We start from the raw sequence: 16,799 nt of genomic DNA, 5'->3' as shown, positions 1-16,799 counted from the left end.
GCAAACCAGATGGCGTCGCGCACTAATCGGAAAATCTGTCCTGGGAGATGGCGACCCCAGCGCTTTCCCGGAGCCGCTTTCGAGTTATGGCGTCACGATGTTGAACCAAAAATATTGGTTGAGATCGACAAGATAGCCCATGAACTCACCGAACTTCGCCTGGTTACCGGCAAACTTGACCTGCCCGGTCTTGACCGCGTCCTCGAACGACACCTGCTTGGTCAATACCTTGGTCAAAGTGGTACGATCCACGGTTACGGTGACATCGGCCTTGGGATTGGTGTAATCGGGCCAATGGTTGAGCACGGAGTTCTCCAGGAAGAGCGCGTGCTTCTCATTGATGTCAGGGAATATCCAGTCGATCGCAAGCGTCTTGCCGTCCGCCTTCCTGGCATCCAGCTGCACGCCCATGTAACCGAACAATAGCTCAGGCGACATGCTGGCAACGATGTCGGCGCTGGCTGGATTGCCTGTCGCCCGTTTCTTGACGCCATGCCGAAGCTCATCGGTGCCTGTCAGATAGAAGCCCCGCCAGGGACCGGATTCCGCCTGATAACCCATCTGTTCCAGGATATCGGCTTGCAGATTCTTCGCCTCCTGATTGTCAGGCTGGGCAAACACCAGGTGGTTCACCAGTTCGGCGCCCCATCGATAGTCGCCCTTCTCGAAGGCCTCGCGTCCGAGCTTCATGACAGCGTCGGGTCCACCCATCGCCGCGACATACTTGCCTGCGACTTCGACCGGTGGCAGCGGGTTCAAGGTCGCGGGGTTGCCGTCGAAATATCCCAGATAAAAATTGTAGACGGCACGCACGTTATGGCTTTGGGTGCCGTAGTAACCTTGGCTCGCCCAGTGATTGGCGAGCGATTGAGGCAACGTCACGAGGCCCGGCAACTCCCTCATGGTGTAACCCATGTTCGCGTAGTGCAGGGTCTGGTCGTGCATGAATTTGTAGGTGTCGCGCTGCACCTTTAGCAGCTGCGTAATTTCGTTATTCCCCCAGGTGGGCCAATGGTGCATCGTGATCTGCACGTCATACTGATCACCCCACATCTGAAGGGCCTGGTTCAGGTACATCGGCCACAGCCGCGCGTCCCGTGTCTTGGCGCCGCGCAGCGTATAGAGATTGTGCATCGTGCGCGTGGCATCCTCGGCTGTATTGATCAACTTGAACTTCGGCAGATACCACATCATCTCAGCCGGAGCCTCCGAGCCCGGCGCCAATAGGAACTCGTACTCAATGCCATCGATGACCCGCTTCTCGCCGGTCTTCGTGATCAGATCTGTCGGCGCGATCAGCGTGACTCTGCCGCTCGATGTCGTGACGCCCAGCCCTGCCGTCACTGAGCCCTGCGGTCCGGGCGCAACCAGGTTTCCGTACATATAGGACGCACGGCGTCCCATGGCCTGGCCTGCAAACAGGTTCTCGGCGACGAAGTTCTCGAGAAAACCTTCGGGCGCGAAAATCCTGACCTTGCCCGACTTCACGTCGGCTTCGTCGACGATGCCCCGCACGCCGCCGGCGTGATCGACGTGGGAATGCGAATAGATCACGGCCACGACCGACTTTCTCGGCCGATTTTGGTAGTAAAGGTCGAGTGCAGCGCGCGCAGTTTCGGCCGATATCAAGGGATCGTATATCGTAAGGCCCTGCTCACCCTCGATGATGGTCAGGTTCGACAGGTCCGCGCCACGCACCTGATAGACACCCGGAACCACTTCATAGAGGCCAGCTTCCATCAGAAGCTGCGACATGCGCCAAAGGCTCGGATTGACGGTGTCGGGCGCGGCCGCGCCATCCTTGATGAAACCAGTGAACCTCGAGAGATCCCAAACAATCCTGCCATTCCTGTCCTTGATGACACCGCTATCGGGCAATCGCGCGATCAGGCCACGCTTGGCATTTGCGAAATCCGCATTGTCTGACCATGGCAATGAGGCCGTGGATTTCTTGTTGAACTCCAGCGTGGATGGCGACGCCGGCTTGGAATCGCCGGAAGTCTGCGCCTGCGCAATCGTAGCCGCTAGCGCCAAGATCAATCCTGCGGCCATGACACGGAAGGCGTACTGGGTGTAGGAGCCCGGCAACGACCGGCAGCTTGAGATGATCGTTTGCGTCAATGTCGCTCTCCTTCGTCCTGCTGCATCGATTGCCATTATCACCAAGGTCGTCAGTCAATGGGCAACGCAGGCGCGCTTCTCCGAATTTTCGGCAGTCTTCGTGTGCTCTTCTATCGGGAGCAGGGAAGCGATCCTATGCAACTTCGGCAATCGGCCAACGATTCGGATCTTGGCCTCCGACGGGCCATAGCCTGTAATCGGCAAGCCTAGCGCGTGATTGGTTGAATCGGCCCGTCCACGCGTTCACCTCTCCCGCCTGCGGGAGAGGTCGGCGCGTAGCGCCGGGTGAGGGCTCTTTCCGCGCAAAGATAATCTCTGTTCTTTTCGCGAAGACACCCTCACCCAGACCCTCTCACCCCGACCCTCTCCCGCAAGCGGGAGAGGGAGCCCAGCAGCGATCGCGGATGCAATTCGACCTGATCTCATCGCGCTCTAGCCGAATATTACTATGCAGTTTGTCCTGCGATCGCATCTCAGCCGACGGCTGGATGTCAAAATGCCGAGCTGGTCTCACTCCAGGATGAAAGTGCGCGGCTCGAACTCCCCCCGCCCGCCGGGAGTCCGGCACGTAGACCGCTATGCAGCGTTGGCCCCTAGCGCCGCCCTTTGGCCGAGTAGCCCTGCTTCCACGAGCGCTGCCCGAATACGCGCGATTTCCGCATCCGTTATCTTGACCAAAGGCGGGCGCACCACGGCACGAGGCAGTTTTCCAAGCAGCACCAAAGCTTCCTTCATGCGGTTATGCATATCGACGAAAGGATCGGCGTAGAACACGCGCGCCAATGGATAAATCCGGTCGTTGAGCCGGCGGCCTTCTGCAAGATCGTTGGCCTGTACCGCGCGATAGAGCATGGCTTGAAGATCGGCGATGACGCTGCCGCTGCCGGACAGCAAGCCATTGCAGCCCAGCACCAGGGAACTCAAGAGCCATGCACTGTTGGTCGACAGCACGTTGATGGTGTGCTTGCGGCCCTGCAAGGCGCGAATCTGGCTCTCGTGCTGCGGCACCAGTGGCGTCCAGTCCTTGATTGCGCGGATCGTAGGCACCTCATCGAACAGTCGCTCCAGCGTCGCCGCCGGATAGCCCTGCCCAGTCGCCAATGGATATTGAAACACGATCATTGGCAGGTCGGACGCGTCGCGGATGGTCTTGAAATGGGCCAGCGCCATCTCGGCCGATTGGCCAAGCGTGAACGGCGCCGGCGGGAACACCAGCAGCGCCGAAGCTCCGCCGGCCTGCGCCTGCCGCGCGATCCGCGCCGCCTCCAGGCTGCCGTCTGCCCAGACCCCATGGATGATCGGCAAAATGCTGCCGACTTCCTCGCCCGTGATCTCCATAACACGACGCTGCTCGTCCCTCGTGCAGGACGCGACCTCAGTGGAGTGAGCGTTGATCGTGATCGCCGACAGTCCCTGCACCGCCGCGACATCGCGCAAGTGAGATCGGAAGCTCTGCTCGTCGATCGACAGATCCTCGTGGAACGGCAACAGCACCGCGGGGATCACACCTTGAGGCACGAAATCCGGATACCGGCCCATCTGTCGTCTCCTTCAGGTTCCAACCGCAAGCCTAGCGCTTTCCCCGCCGATCAGCGAGTCACCCAATCGATTGGCTTGAATCGCCTTCTATCTCGCCCCTTTCGATGGTGAGGGTCACGTCGGCAAACGTCTCAAGCAGCTTCGGATTTGACTCCGTAATCAGCATCGTAATGTCTTTATCCTGCGAACGAAGCCGACGAAGCGCTTCGGCGTATCGCTGCGCGAGAACAGGTGCAAGTCCCTGAAATGGCTCGTCGAGAATAAGGAGCCGGGTACCCAGCATAAGCGCCCGACCGAGCGCGACCATCTTGCCTTGTCCGCCCGAGACCGATCCCGCCGGACGCCTGGCAAGCTCTTGCAGTTCCGGCAACACGGAGTAGGCCCGCTCCAGCCTTCGTCGTGTCTCTTGCAGGGAGAGCTTCGCAACGCGACCGGGCAGAAGGATGTTTTCCTCCACGGTAAAGGCTGAAAACAGGCGGCGGTCCTCAGGCGCGTAGCCGACGCCGAGCGATGGCCGGCGGTGCGGCGGAATCGACCCGAGGTCCTCGCCTCCGAGCCGGATGGCGCCGATCGCTTTGGTGAAGCCCATGATGGTGCGAACGGTCGTGGTCTTGCCGGCACCGTTGCGCCCGATGAGCGCGGCGCTCGCTCCGGGCCTCAACGCGAATGTGACATTGCGCAGCACCGGCGCATCGGCTATCGCGACGTTGACATTCTCGAAACTCAGCATCGGCGTCATATTCCGATCACCTGCTGCTGGACCTTCGGGTCCGCCAGAACCTCCGCCGGCGTGCCGACCTTCTGGATCTTGCCCACGTTCCACACGGCGACGCGGTGGGCGTAACGCTCCACCATGTCCATGTCGTGCTCGACGAAGACCGACGTGACCTTCTCCTTTGCGAGCGCGGCGGTGAGGATATCCATGATTTCGAGCTTCTCGGATGAGGCGACGCCCGAGGTTGGCTCGTCCATGAGCAAGAGCCTGGGCTTCAGCGCGAGCGCAAGCGCGATATCGACCAGCTTGCGCTGCCCTTCGGGTAGCTCTCGCGCCTTTCGTTCAGCATAAGACCTGACGCCGACGAGCTCCAGCAGCCGCTCCATTTCGGACGCCTCCGGCAGTCGCGAGAGAGCTTTGAAGCCTGACGGGTATCCCTGCCGCGAGGCGGCCGCGATCAGCATGTTTTCCATAACCGTCTGATCAAGGAAAAGCTGCGGAATCTGGAAGGCGCGAGCAATGCCAAGCTTGGTGATGGTCCGTGGAAGATGCGCAGTAATGTCCTGGCCGAGAAAAGTTACCGTACCGGCCTGCGGCCGGAGATAGCCCGTCGATATATTGAGGAACGTCGTCTTGCCGGCGCCGTTCGGTCCAATGATGGCAAGATTCTCGCCCTCATGGACCTCAAGGTTGATCCCATCAGCGGCGATAACCCCGCCGAACCGAATCTTGATGTCCTTGGCAGAGAGCAAAACGTCGGCCATCAGCGTCCCCGCTTCCCGGACTGACGATACCGTTGCCTGAGACCGATCAGCCCGTTTGGTGCGTAGAGGATGATGACGATCAGCACGACGCCGAGAATGAGCTGCCAGGAATCCGCGAGGTGAGCAGCCGCATAGAACCGAACCCACTCGAACATCGCGGCTCCCGCAAACGCACCGAAAGCATGGGCTCCGCCGCCGAGGATCGCGATGAACACGAACTCGCCCGACTTGGTCCAGAAACCAAACTCCGGCGTGGCGATCTGCTGGATGATTGCCACCAGCGTGCCGCCGATTCCGCCGAGGAATGCAGAGATCACGTACCCAATGAGCAGCACGCGGCGGGCCGACATTCCCAGATACTCGAGCCGGGTCTCGTTCGATTTGATCGCCCGCAGCATGTGCCCGAGCGGGCTCTCGAGGTAGCGTTGCACACCATAGAATGCCGCAGCAGCTATCAAAAGGCTCACGTAAAGAATGACGTACTGGAAGGTTTCCGGCGTGAAGACAAACCCCAGCAAGCCGGGACGCGCCACCCTGATGCCATCAGCACCATTGGTGTAGGGGAACATCTTCTCAAGAAGTGACCACAACACCATCGAGAACGCCAGATTGAGCATTCCGAAGAAGATTTCCCGGTAGCGGACCACGAACAGACCGACAATCAGGCCGAAGACCGTGGAAGATATGCCTCCGAGCACGAGATAAAGCAGGATATCGCCGCCGCCGATATATTTGCCCCAGAAGGCGGACGTGTAGGCGCCAATGGCGAAGAACATCGCGTGTCCGAAAGATACCTGTCCCGCCTGCAGCAACAGGACGATTCCGAGCACGACGATGCCTTTCGCGAGAATAAGCGCGAACAGCGTCGCCCAGCTCGACACGAACAGCGGTGCGACCGCGCTGACCAGAAAGAAGATGACTGCGGCCGTCGTGATCGGCTTGATGCGGCGCGTCATCAGATCTTTCTCACTTGGGTTGCGCCGAACAGTCCGTACGGACGCACCAGAAGCACCAGCACCATCAACAGATAAGGCACGAGGACTTCAAACTCCGGCTGGAGGTAGATGACAAAGGCGCGCGTCAGGCCGATCATGAGCGCGGTGAGAGCGGTGCCCTCGATCTGCCCGAGGCCGGCAGTTGCTGCGACCGCGAAAGAGAGCACGATCATGTCGGCGCCCATCCCGGGCACGAGTGATGTCGTCGGCGAGGCAAGCGCCCCGCCGAGCGCCGCCAAACTCGCGCCAATGATGAACGTAACGAAATAGACGCGCCTGGCGTCGATACCGATCGACGTGGACGCCTCGCGATCCTCCGTAACCGCCATGATCACTGCACCGGCAAGGGTGTGGCGCAGGAAGTAGCGCAGGCCGAACAGTGTCATCAGCGCCACGCCCGGCAGCAGGATGACCTGGTAGGACGTGTAGTTCACGCCGAACACGGTCACGTTCGGCAGCAGCTTCAAAGGCTCGGCCGCGAAGATCGGCTGCACGCCCCAGATCAAACGCTGCAGATTGTCCATGATCATGAAGGCAGCAAACGTGATCAGGAGCTGCAGCACATCGTCCCGTCCGTACAGCGGCCGCAGCAGAAAGCGCTCAATGAAGCCGCCGCAAACGACGCCGATCACGACGGAAGCAGCCAGCAGCGCGGGATAGGTGAGCCATGGCGACAGCGGCGCAACCTTGATGCTGAACGTCGCGGCGAGATAAGCGCCAAAGGCATACAGGGAGCCGTGCGCCACGTTCACTACGCGAAGCACGCCGAAGATTAGGCTTAGCCCGACGGAGACCAAAAACACCAGGGCGGCGTAGCTGATCCCGTCGAGGACGGCCAGTATGGCGAGAGTCGAGTTCATGGAGACCTTCAGGGAAGCCCGTCCCCGGAGAGCCGGAGGACGGGTCATGGAGCGCTATTGTTTGAAGGTCGGCACATCCATCTTGGCGAACTCCGGCTTGAGCGTCTTGAGCCACTCGACCGACCGCACACCCGCCGGGTTGGTGATCACCCTGGGGTCGAAGATCATCATGTTATCGAGCAGTTTGAAGTCGTAGCCTGGAAAGGACTTGGTGACACCGACAAGCTGGGCCTCTAGACCCTGATTGTCCTCGGGCCTCAGCGTGACCGGCCTGCCGAAGCCGGTTGCGAACTCTGTGCCGGCGGTCGCATCCACGACTTGCTCCCGCGTCGGCCAGTTGCCGCCGTTCGCCTTGATGGCCTTATCATAGGCCGTTTGCAACGCCTTGAACGCCTGCGCCATGTGATAGACCGGGTAGATCGGCCACGCGCCGGTCTTCGCCTTGAACGCTTCGTTAAAGGCTTTGAAGGCCGGATCGTTCTTCTTTTCCGGATGCAAGAACCAGTGATCCCCGCGTGCACCGACGATCAGGCCCTCCGGTAGATCCTTGCCCAATCGCTGGATTGACGATTCTCCGATGCCCAGCACGAATGTCGACTGCTGCAACAGGCCGCGTTGCCCCGCCTGGCGAACCAGAGTGTCGAGGTCACCGCCCCAGGCGGTCGTGAGCACGACGTCCGGTCGGAGCGCCAGCAGGCGGGAAACCTCGGTGGAATAGTCAGGCGCACCGAACTTCGGGAACAGCTCGGCAACCACCTGGACGTCAGGCTTCATCGCCTTCAACGCGGTGGAGAATATCTCCCAGCTTTCGCGGCCCCACGCATAGTCCTGATTGACGACAGCGATCGTCTTGAAGTCGGGCTTTGTCTTGAGGAGATAGATGAGCACCGCCAGCATCTCGGGAGTGCCGTTCGCCTGGGTCCGGAAATTGTAGCGGTACTTCTTCACCTCGAGAATGGAAGCAGCGCCGCAATCCCACATGAAGTTCATGACCTTGAGGTCTTCGGCAACCGGGACAAGCTGATTGCAGCTGCCCGAGGAGATTGCAGCGAACGTCGCGTCAACCTTGTCGTCCTGCACGATGCGCCGGTAGTTCGAGACCAATGCTTCGCCGCCGGCACCTTCGTCGATGAAGGAAAGTTTGACCGGCACTCCGCCGATTCCACCTTTCTTATTGAGATCCTCCGCGATCATCTCCGCCGCGGCCTTTGCCGGCACGCCGAAAACGGACGCCGGCCCCGACAGGAATGTTGCAATACCGATCTTGATTTCCTGGGGTTTACCCTGCGCAAGAGCGGCACCGGCAAGAATTGCAGTTGCAGCAGCCGCCGCAAGTGCGGTCTTGAAATATTGCATTGGAAGCCCTCCCTGGTCTTTTTCTCGACTTTATGTCTGGCCTGGTGGCCATTTTTCTTGCCGTAACGCTACTATAATTCGCGTCCTTTGCCAGCATTTACTGGCTGACCTCAGCAGCGCTTTTGACCGAGGCGGACCCCCGCGGGTCCGCGGTTGCACCGTTCCTGGAGGCACAGCGGACGCGACCTAAGCGAGCGTCAAGGTCCGCGCTGAAGCGTGGCCTCACGCATGATGGCATCAGCCTGGTCGAGGTGGTCGTGGATTCCGCGGTGCCGCTGCTCTATACGCAGAAGGGATAGCGGCCCGTAGCCCGGATGGAGCGAAGCGCAATCCGGGGCCGACAGCGCGTACGTTCTTCCCGGATTCCGCTTCGCTCCATCCGGGCTACGCTGGCTCTCTCAGGAAGCCAGGAAACCGCCGTCGGCCGCGAGCACGTGACCTACCACGTAGGATGCGGCGTCGGAGAGCAGCCAGACCACGGCTTCGGCAACCTCCTCAGGTTTTCCCATCCGCCGAAGCGGCAATCCTGCCGCGACAGCAGACATATCGCCGACGCCCGAACGGAGCATCATGTCGGTCACCACGCGGCCGGGCGCGATCGCATTGATCGTGACGCCGCGTGGCGCGGCCTCCATTGCGGCCGAGCGCATCAGCGAGATCGCCGCCGCCTTCGAAGCACAATAGAGCGAAAGCCCTGCATTTGGATTGCGGATGCCGCTCACCGACGTGTTGACGACGATCCGGCCCGCGCCTTGCGCGAACATGACCGGGAGCTGGTGGCGCAGGCATAAGAAGACCGAGCGGACATTGGCGTCGAACACCTCGTTGTAGACGGCGCTGCGCTGTTCCTCGATGCCCGCGCGACGCTCCTGGAAACCAGCATTGTTGAACGCCGCATCCAGCCTGCCGTATTGGTCGACCGCAGTCCGGACCAGTCGCTCGACCTCCTGCTCCTGCGTCACGTCCGTCCTGACCGCCAGAGCCTGTGCGCCGAGCGCTTGGCATTCGGCCGCTGCGGATTCGATTTCGGCTTCGGCTTCGCGCCTGCCGGCGATCAGGATCGCTGCCGCGCCTTCTTCGGCCATTTTTAGCGCGGTGGCCCGACCAATGCCGGTGCCGCCGCCTGTGACCAGGCAGACCTTGTCCTTCATTCGGTTCGCGACGGCATTCAAACCGCCGGTTGCTGCCTCGCTCATCGGGCCGGACTCCGTTGTCTCGCTAATAGTTGTATGATACAACTATCTAGCCGGAGTCAAGCCATGCCTTTCGAAGACCTGTCCCTCATCGATAATATCCGCGCGGCCTCACGGCTGATGGTGCGCGAGCTCGGCTTCATGGAGCAGACGGTGGCCGCGACCGACTATCCACCGTCGGCCGTCCACACGATCCTGGAGATCGGCACAAGCGGTCCGCTGACCTCGGCCGAATTGTCCGACATCCTCCATTTGGAGAAATCGAGCGTCAGCCGCATGGTGCGCAAGCTGATCGAGTGCGGCGAACTGAAGGAAACCGTCGACGCCGACGACGCGCGCATCAAGCAGCTATCGCTGACGGCGAAGGGACGCCGCACGCTCTCCGCCCTGCATGATTTCGGCCGGCGGCAAGTCTCCGGCGCCCTCGCGCGCCTCAGCCAGGCCGAGCGAACGATCGTGCGCGATGGACTGATGACCTACGCGCGGGCGCTGCAGGCCAGCCGTGACGACGACGTTGAATTGAATCTGCGCAACGGGCAGAGCCGGGACATCTGAATCATATCCAACCCGATGCGTTCAACACGGCAAAATCGGACAACCGGCAATTCCGAGATTGCTCTCCAAGCAGACACGACGCGCAGATGCCGAAATCGACGCAAATGACCCATTCCGGACTCCGAAACGCATTCTGGAAATGCTAGGTTCGATCTCCCCTCACTAGGCGTCGACGTACTAGCGAGCGAACAGCTGGAGGGTTCTATGGGACTATTAGGACGGGTGCCGGCCTTGACCTTGATCGCTGTTATCGCGCTGAGCGTAACCAGCGACAAGTTTGCTAAAGCTCAGCAGCCAACCATAAAGCGCACTGATCTTCTCAAGACAGACCTAGCTGGTATGGAAGGCAAGGAAATGAATATTTGGACGGCTGCCCTCACGCCGGGAGCGCAAACTGGAAAACACCACCACCCGACACCCCGGTTCGTAGTTGTGCTCGAAGGTTCCGTGGTGGTGGAGATGGAAGGTAAGCCGCCACAGATCTTCAAGGCCGGTCAAGCATTCCAAGAACCGCCTGACGTCGTACATAACTTCAGGAATGCGAGCACGACGGAGCCGGCCAAAGCTATTGGAATTCAGTATGCTGGAAAGGGGCAACCTCTACAGGTCGATGATCATTAGTGTTTGTCCTTGTCAGGGTCACGAGCACGACTGCTGTGTCAATTCGTCGATGGTGGTCCGGTCCTGGCCCCAAGCCGAACACCACGTAGACCGTCGTTACATCTGTTGTCTGCGTTAGACCGCACAATGCCAGACGCGTGTCTCGATCGCCTCTTGTGACTCGCAGGGAAATCCATCCCGTGGCGGTGAACGGCTCTCCGCCCGAAGCTGTGCGGTCAAAAGCGTTTCTCGGCGAGAATACGCGCGGCGTGTTGAAGTCTGTCAACAGAGCGCTCGGTGTCGGTCAGGGCGCAACAGCTCACCAAGGTGTCGATAATCGCGAGCTGAGCTACGCGGCTGCTCATAGCCTCGGGCCGATATCTGGTTTCATTTGCGACAGTATAGAGCAGAACGTCGCAATGGGCCGCGAGAGGCGACTTGCCGAGCCGCGTGATGCCGATTGTCCGGGCACCGGCTTCCCGCGCCAGTCGGGTCGCGAGCACCGTCTCGACCGTGCTGCCGGAGTGAGACACCGTGACGGTCGTGACTGTCGGGCCGGTCATGCCAGCGCTGACAGCCTGGACATGAGAATCGACGACTGCGCTCGCTGCGAGCCCCAGTTGCAGCAAGCGATAGGAGAGGTCCTGCGCAATCGGCGCCGAACTTCCTATGCCGTAAATCTCGATCCGCTGCGCTTCTCTCAACAAGCTTGCCGCTTTCGCCAGCGATTCCATCGAGAGCAGGCGGCGTGTCTCGTGGAGCGAAGCGGCGTGAGCGGCAAAGATGTGATCCGTGACGGTCGCCGGATCATCGCCCCGATGCAGATCCTCCTGAATCAGACGAACCGGCTCGATCAGATCCCGCGCCAGAAGAATCTTGAGCTCCTGGAACCCGCGAACGCCCACCCGGCCGCAAAAGGAAACGATCGTGCCTTCGCTCACGCCACATGTCTCGGCAACTTCGGTGATCGACATGTGAATGAAAGACTCCGGCTGCGCGATAATCAGGTCGGCGATTTGTTTGGCTTTCGGAGGAAGATCAGACTGCAATTCGCGAACGCGAGATAGAATACCGTTCACGGACGGCCCTGCATTGAAGTTCGAGCGTGTCACCCGCGTCCTCGCGAACAACGTGGGAATTCATTTGGTGGATCGCGGAAGGTTACCGCGATTCCCTTTGCGCAGAGCTTCAATTCTCGTGGGCCGCCGGGACAAGCCGGCGACGAGGATGGCCCATGTGTCATTTCCGGCCCGTTCTCCCGTCTCTCGGTGCTCAATCACCTATACTGAGAAAAGCTCACAAAAAATTCTATTGGAAATAAATTATTCACAGCGACGTCAAGTCGCACTGCTATTGCCGACCGGCTTGCTTGCGCAGTGAGCCAAGCCTGCGCTGCAGGCCGTCGTTCGTTTCTTCAACTGTTCAACCAAAGGTAGACGAGAAATGACAACACGTCGCGACTTTCTGGCGGGCGCCACGGCGGCGGCTGCCTTTACCAGCATCAACCGGGCGCTGGCCATTCCGGCGCGGCGCCGGACCGGCACCATCATGGACGTCAAGCACATCGTGATCCTGATGCAGGAGAACCGCTCGTTCGACCACTATTTCGGTACGCTGCGCGGCGTGCGCGGCTTCGGCGACCGCTTCCCTATTCCGCTCGAAAGCGGCAAGCCGGTGTGGTTCCAGTCCGACGGCACACGTGAGGTCCCGCCCTACCATCGCGACTCCGCGACCAGCAACGCGCTGGTCGGGTACGGCACGCCGCATTCGTTTGGCGACAGTCAGGCAGCGTGGAACCAGGGCAAGATGGGCTTCTGGGCCAAGTACAAAACCCCGTACGCGATGGGCTATTTCGGCCGCGAGGACATCCCTTTCCAGTTCGCGCTAGCCGAGGCCTTCACGCTGTGCGACGCCTACCACGCCTCCATCACCACCGGCACCGACCCCAACCGGATCGTGTTCTGGTCGGGCTCCAACTTCAATCCCGCGCTGCGCGCGCAGGGCATCAACTGCACGACGAACGATTCCGAGCCCAACAACAACCGCTGCTGGCCCAATCCTTCCAAGTGGGTGGACGGCCTGCCTCAGCCGCAGCCGAACTATCGCTATGTCGGCAGTGACTTCAACTGGCCCACTCTCCCCGACCTGCTGCAGCGCGCCGGCGTAAGCTGGCACGTCTACCAGGACATGAACGACAATTGGACCGGCGCGATGCACGGCTGTCTGGCGTTCGCCAGCTTCCGTCATGCACAGCCGAGTGATCCCAACTATGTGCACGGCCTGACCGGTGGTCCGGACTATCTAGCCAGGTTGAAGGCCGACGTGATGAGCGGAAACCTGCCGCAGGTATCGTGGATCTTGCCGACGCAGAGCAATTCCGAGCATCCCGGCGGCGGGAGCCCGACCCGCGCCGGCAATTTCACCGACCAGGTGCTGGAAGCACTGACCGCCAACCCCGAGGTCTGGAGCCAGACCGTCTTCTTCCTGACTTTCGACGAGAACGACGGCTTCTTCGATCACCTGCCGGCACCGGCGGTGCCGTCTTATGACAACGACGGCAACCTGATGGGCAAGGCCACGATGCCGCTCGCGGGTGAATATTTCTCCAACACGGTCGGCAATGTGCTGAGCAGCGACGACAAGATCAGCGGCAACATCCGTCCCTGGGGTCTCAGTGCGCGCGTGCCGATGTACGTCGTGTCGCCGTGGAGCAAGGGCGGCTGGGTCGATTCGCAGGTCTTCGACCACACCTCGGTGGGCCGATTCCTCGAGAAGCGCTTCGGCATCAAGGTGGACTCCATCAGCCCGTGGCATCGCGCCATTTCGGGCGACCTCACCACGGCCTTCGACTTCGCGAGTCCCAACGATCCCCGCTTCCCGGAGCTGCCCGACCAGAGCAATTGGCAAGCATCGGATGCGCACCAGAAGACATTGCCGGCCCCCACCGCGCCGACGACGCCGCAGCCGCTGTTTCAGGAGACCGGCGTGCGCTTCTCGCGCGCGCTTCCCTACATTCTGCACGCCAGCGCGCAGGTCGATGCTGGCAAGAGCAAGGTCAGGCTCCTGTTCGCCAACACCGGCTTTGCCGGCGCCGTGTTCCACGTCTACGACAAAATGCACCTCGATCGCATTCCGCGGCGCTACACGGTCGAGGCGGGCCAGATGCTGGACGACGAATGGGCAGTCGGTGACGACGGCCTTTATGATCTGTGGGTGCTCGCCCCCAATGGCTTCCACCGCCACTTCAAGGGCGACATCTCTACGATGCGGCACAAGAATGAGCCCAACCCCGAAATCTTCGTCGGCTACAATGTCCACGACGGCGGTGTGCACCTGCAGCTCCGCAACGACGGCAACGGCCACCTGCGCTTCACCGTGAAGTCTAACAAGATCTATGGGCCGCTGTTGGCCGTCAGCGCCTCGGTATCCGCCGCGATGCAGCCGGAGCCTCCGGGCTTCGGTCCGCGACCCAACTTCCGTCCTGTGGGCTTCGGCCCGGTGCCTGGTTTCCGGCAGGCTCCCGACTTCTGTGCACCCGGCTTCGGCTTCAATCCGCCGGTCTTCTTCCCAGGACCCGACTTCGGCGGCGGTCCGCGCACGTCGTGGGATGTCAAAGTGTCCGCTTCTGGCCACCCCGGTGAACTGTACTGGAATCTGCGCACCACCGGCCTGTGGTATGACTTCGTCATCAGCAGCGACTCGGGCAGCGGCTTCTATCGGCGCGTCGCCGGTCATGTGGAAACCGGCCGCGGTTCGGTCAGCGATCCTGGCATGGGCGTGGCCGACCGGTTCTGAAGAGGACGCAATCACCACAGCGATTTGGAGGCGCCTTCGGGCGCCTCTTCAATTTCATCCTCACCTTGTATCAAGCTTCACTGGCCTTGAGCGTCTCAGCGAGACCGAACGAAGGACCGCAGGCGTGGTGCCGAGCATGCGTCGAAACATCAAAGCGGACTATCAAGCGGCGTCACGTGTTAGCTAGCACAACCTCCACTCCTCATAGCGTCAAAGCGTCGCAATGCTGGACGATGAGTTGTCAGTGTCCGTTGATTAGAAAGATTTCAGTGTTGGCTCACCAAAGTGGTCAGAGATTGGACTCACAAACTCTTACGCGCATGCATCAATAGATTCTAAATCGCCTTCGTTGCCTTCGCACCTCTGATTTCCTAGTCGGACATCGACTATGTGAATTGGGGGCCTTTGTTGAGCAACTTCAAGAATTATAAGAACCGTTTGTATGTCGGCGTGGCGACGGGCGTTGTTACGTTATGCCTGAGCGGTGTGAGCTCTTCTCAGAGCAGGGCGCAGAGCGCACAGCCGCACGTGTTGCCTCCGGTGTCCGTCGATCAGCCGCAAAGAGCGCGAGTGACCCGCGCTGTTCGGAGTCGCGGTTCGGCTCAGCACTCTGCCCGCGTCGCATCCCGGCAGCGGACCGAACAGCCTCCTGCGCCGACCGCGCCTGTTACCACGATGGGATCGACCCGGACGATCGGAGCTCCGGCGCCAGCCTATGCTGGCGGCCAGTTGGCGCACGGTGGAACACTCGGCCTGCTCGGAAGCACGAACGTCATGAATGTACCGTTCAGCACGGTCAATTATACCTCTCAACTGATCGAGAATCAGCAGGCGCGGACGGCGGCGGATACGCTGATCAACGACTCTTCGGTCCGGCTTACCACGGGCAGTAACGGATTCGACGACACGTTCCAGATCCGCGGCTTCTCCGTTCCTTCAGGTGACGTCGGGTTCAACGGTCTCTACGGCCTGGTGTCTTCCAGTCGCGTGCCCGCCGAGATCATCGAGCGGATCGAGCTGCTCAAGGGGCCTGGTGCGCTCATCAACGGAATAGCCCCTGGCGGCAGCGTCGGCGGCGGCGTCAACATCGTCAGCAAACGCGCGCTTGAGGTACCTTTCGCGCGTTTGACGCCGGTCTTCATGAGCGCCGGCAATTACGGGCTCCATCTGGAGACCAGCCATCGCTACGGTGAGAACAAGGAGTGGGGCGTTCGTTTCAACGGGGTGGGGCGCAATGGCGAAGCCTCGATCGACGGCGGAAACTGGCGGACCGGTCTCGGTGCGTTGTCGCTCGACTATCGCGGGGAGCGCCTGCGCTGGACGCTCGATGCGATTTCGCAGAACGACGACACCAAGAACTTCCGTCCGCAGATGACCATTCAGGGCAACGTGCCCTTCATTCCTGCCCCGCCCGACGCGCGCAGCAACTGGTACCCGGACACGATGCTCCGTCAGCGCGACAACACCATCGCCTCGGGCCTCGAATACGATCTGACCGAATCGCTGACGGCCTATGCGGGCATCGGCTATCGTGAGGGTGAGAACTACCAGACGTTCCCTGATTCCCGTGTCACGGGATTCCCCAGCGGTATAGACGCTCTCGGCAATTTCAGGCTCATCAACGCGTATTATGACTCCTACACCAAGACGACGAGCGGCAACGCAGGCATACGGTCGCGTTTCCAAGTGGGACCCGTCGGTCATGCGATCAATCTCGCTTTCACCGGCTATTACCAGGAGAACGGCAACGCTTACGTTGCCAATACACCGGCTCAGTCAGTCCCATCGAATATCTACAACCCATCCCCCCTTCCTGTGGTCACTGGCGCGCGCACGCCGCCGCGGCTAGCCAACGAGATAACGCTCAGGAGCGTTGCGATCGCCGACACGATGTCACTCCTGAATGATGCGGTGCTGGTGACCGTCGGTACTCGTCACCAGAGAGTGGAACAGGACGCCTTCAGCACCACTACCGGTCTCCCGACAAGCAGCTACGGAGCAGAAGCGCTGACGCCACTTGCCGGCGTGGTAGTCAAGCCCTGGCATAATGTTTCGCTCTACGCGAACTACGCCGAAGGACTGAGTCAAGGCACCATCGTCGGTCCCGGCTACAGCAACACCGGTACTGTGCTCGCCCCATTCAAGTCGAAGCAGCAGGAAGCTGGCATCAAGGTGGACTGGGGTACCATCACGACGACTGCGGCGGTGTTCCAGATTACGCGACCCAGCCAGATCCGGACCGCATCCAACGCATTGGCCTATGACGGCGAACAGCGCAACCGCGGCGTGGAGCTGTCCGCTTATGG

General features: G+C 60.7%; 13 protein-coding genes. 4 read left to right on the top strand and 9 right to left on the bottom strand.

All coding sequences use genetic code 11. The features are described from left to right. Positions 1-84: 84 nt before the first annotated feature. From CWO89_RS13925 to CWO89_RS13885, 8 genes are all read right to left on the bottom strand, one after another. The gene (locus CWO89_RS13925; protein WP_245476162.1) at positions 85-2,121 is read right to left on the bottom strand and encodes an alkyl/aryl-sulfatase; all 2,037 of its coding nucleotides are present in this window, start codon (positions 2,119-2,121) and stop codon (positions 85-87) included. A gap of 576 nt (positions 2,122-2,697) precedes the next feature. Next, entirely contained in the window at positions 2,698-3,660 is a 963-nt protein-coding gene (locus CWO89_RS13915) for a dihydrodipicolinate synthase family protein (protein WP_130579292.1), read from the bottom strand. Between the two features lie 58 nt (positions 3,661-3,718). Further along, positions 3,719-4,399, bottom strand: a complete 681-nt coding sequence (locus CWO89_RS13910) for an ABC transporter ATP-binding protein (protein ID WP_130579290.1) — start codon at positions 4,397-4,399, stop codon at positions 3,719-3,721. Then, on the bottom strand, positions 4,396-5,139 hold the full coding sequence (locus CWO89_RS13905; RefSeq protein WP_130579288.1) for an ABC transporter ATP-binding protein: 744 nt from the start codon (positions 5,137-5,139) through the stop codon (positions 4,396-4,398). The genes CWO89_RS13910 and CWO89_RS13905 overlap by 4 nt, the downstream gene beginning before the upstream one ends. Beyond that, on the bottom strand, positions 5,139-6,095 hold the full coding sequence (locus CWO89_RS13900) for a branched-chain amino acid ABC transporter permease (RefSeq protein ID WP_130579286.1): 957 nt from the start codon (positions 6,093-6,095) through the stop codon (positions 5,139-5,141). Before CWO89_RS13900 ends, CWO89_RS13905 begins: the two co-directional genes overlap by 1 nt. Continuing rightward, a complete protein-coding gene (locus CWO89_RS13895; protein ID WP_130579285.1) occupies positions 6,095-6,994 on the bottom strand; it encodes a branched-chain amino acid ABC transporter permease in 900 nt (299 codons plus the stop codon). Before CWO89_RS13895 ends, CWO89_RS13900 begins: the two co-directional genes overlap by 1 nt. Positions 6,995-7,048: 54 nt before the next feature. Beyond that, positions 7,049-8,350, bottom strand: coding sequence for an ABC transporter substrate-binding protein (locus CWO89_RS13890; RefSeq protein WP_130579283.1), 1,302 nt, complete (start codon positions 8,348-8,350; stop codon positions 7,049-7,051). A 398-nt stretch (positions 8,351-8,748) separates the two neighbouring features. Next, on the bottom strand, positions 8,749-9,546 hold the full coding sequence (locus tag CWO89_RS13885) for an SDR family NAD(P)-dependent oxidoreductase (RefSeq protein ID WP_245476157.1): 798 nt from the start codon (positions 9,544-9,546) through the stop codon (positions 8,749-8,751). A 63-nt stretch (positions 9,547-9,609) separates the two neighbouring features. Between CWO89_RS13885 and CWO89_RS13880 the strand changes: the two genes are divergently transcribed. Then, positions 9,610-10,098: a MarR family winged helix-turn-helix transcriptional regulator gene (locus CWO89_RS13880; protein WP_130579281.1), complete on the top strand. Its 489-nt coding sequence runs from the start codon at positions 9,610-9,612 to the stop codon at positions 10,096-10,098. 231 nt (positions 10,099-10,329) lie between these two features. Further along, positions 10,330-10,719, top strand: coding sequence for a cupin domain-containing protein (locus CWO89_RS13875; RefSeq protein ID WP_165421134.1), 390 nt, complete (start codon positions 10,330-10,332; stop codon positions 10,717-10,719). Positions 10,720-10,934: 215 nt separating this feature from the next. Here CWO89_RS13875 and CWO89_RS13870 read toward each other — a convergent pair whose 3' ends face one another. Further along, positions 10,935-11,777 (bottom strand): MurR/RpiR family transcriptional regulator, encoded by an 843-nt coding sequence (locus tag CWO89_RS13870; protein WP_245476164.1) that lies wholly within the window; start codon positions 11,775-11,777, stop codon positions 10,935-10,937. A 364-nt stretch (positions 11,778-12,141) separates the two neighbouring features. Here CWO89_RS13870 and CWO89_RS13865 point away from each other — a divergent pair, with 364 nt between their 5' ends. Together CWO89_RS13865 and CWO89_RS13860 are read left to right on the top strand one after the other, a co-directional pair. Continuing rightward, positions 12,142-14,493 (top strand): phosphocholine-specific phospholipase C, encoded by a 2,352-nt coding sequence (locus CWO89_RS13865; protein WP_130579275.1) that lies wholly within the window; start codon positions 12,142-12,144, stop codon positions 14,491-14,493. A gap of 408 nt (positions 14,494-14,901) precedes the next feature. Further along, positions 14,902-16,799 (top strand): TonB-dependent receptor (locus tag CWO89_RS13860; RefSeq protein ID WP_130579273.1); only part of this gene is annotated, 1,898 nt, incomplete at its 3' end.

It is taken from the genome of Bradyrhizobium sp. Leo170 (genome assembly GCF_004296405.1).
In the GTDB taxonomy this organism is placed as follows: domain Bacteria; phylum Pseudomonadota; class Alphaproteobacteria; order Rhizobiales; family Xanthobacteraceae; genus Bradyrhizobium.
Note: the sequence above shows the minus strand (reverse complement) of the source record. Positions and strands in the feature narration are given on the sequence as shown.

Excerpts from the sequence above, each read along its gene's own strand:
- CWO89_RS13880 (WP_130579281.1), top strand. The coding sequence starts at position 9,610 with ATGCCTTTCGAAGACCTGTCCCTCATCGATAATATCCGCGCGGCCTCA.
- CWO89_RS13865 (WP_130579275.1), top strand. The coding sequence starts at position 12,142 with ATGACAACACGTCGCGACTTTCTGGCGGGCGCCACGGCGGCGGCTGCC.
- CWO89_RS13900 (WP_130579286.1), bottom strand. The coding sequence starts at position 6,095 with ATGACGCGCCGCATCAAGCCGATCACGACGGCCGCAGTCATCTTCTTT.
- CWO89_RS13910 (WP_130579290.1), bottom strand. The coding sequence starts at position 4,399 with ATGACGCCGATGCTGAGTTTCGAGAATGTCAACGTCGCGATAGCCGAT.
- CWO89_RS13885 (WP_245476157.1), bottom strand. The coding sequence starts at position 9,546 with ATGAGCGAGGCAGCAACCGGCGGTTTGAATGCCGTCGCGAACCGAATG.
- CWO89_RS13895 (WP_130579285.1), bottom strand. The coding sequence starts at position 6,994 with ATGAACTCGACTCTCGCCATACTGGCCGTCCTCGACGGGATCAGCTAC.
- CWO89_RS13915 (WP_130579292.1), bottom strand. The coding sequence starts at position 3,660 with ATGGGCCGGTATCCGGATTTCGTGCCTCAAGGTGTGATCCCCGCGGTG.
- CWO89_RS13905 (WP_130579288.1), bottom strand. The coding sequence starts at position 5,139 with ATGGCCGACGTTTTGCTCTCTGCCAAGGACATCAAGATTCGGTTCGGC.
- CWO89_RS13890 (WP_130579283.1), bottom strand. The coding sequence starts at position 8,350 with ATGCAATATTTCAAGACCGCACTTGCGGCGGCTGCTGCAACTGCAATT.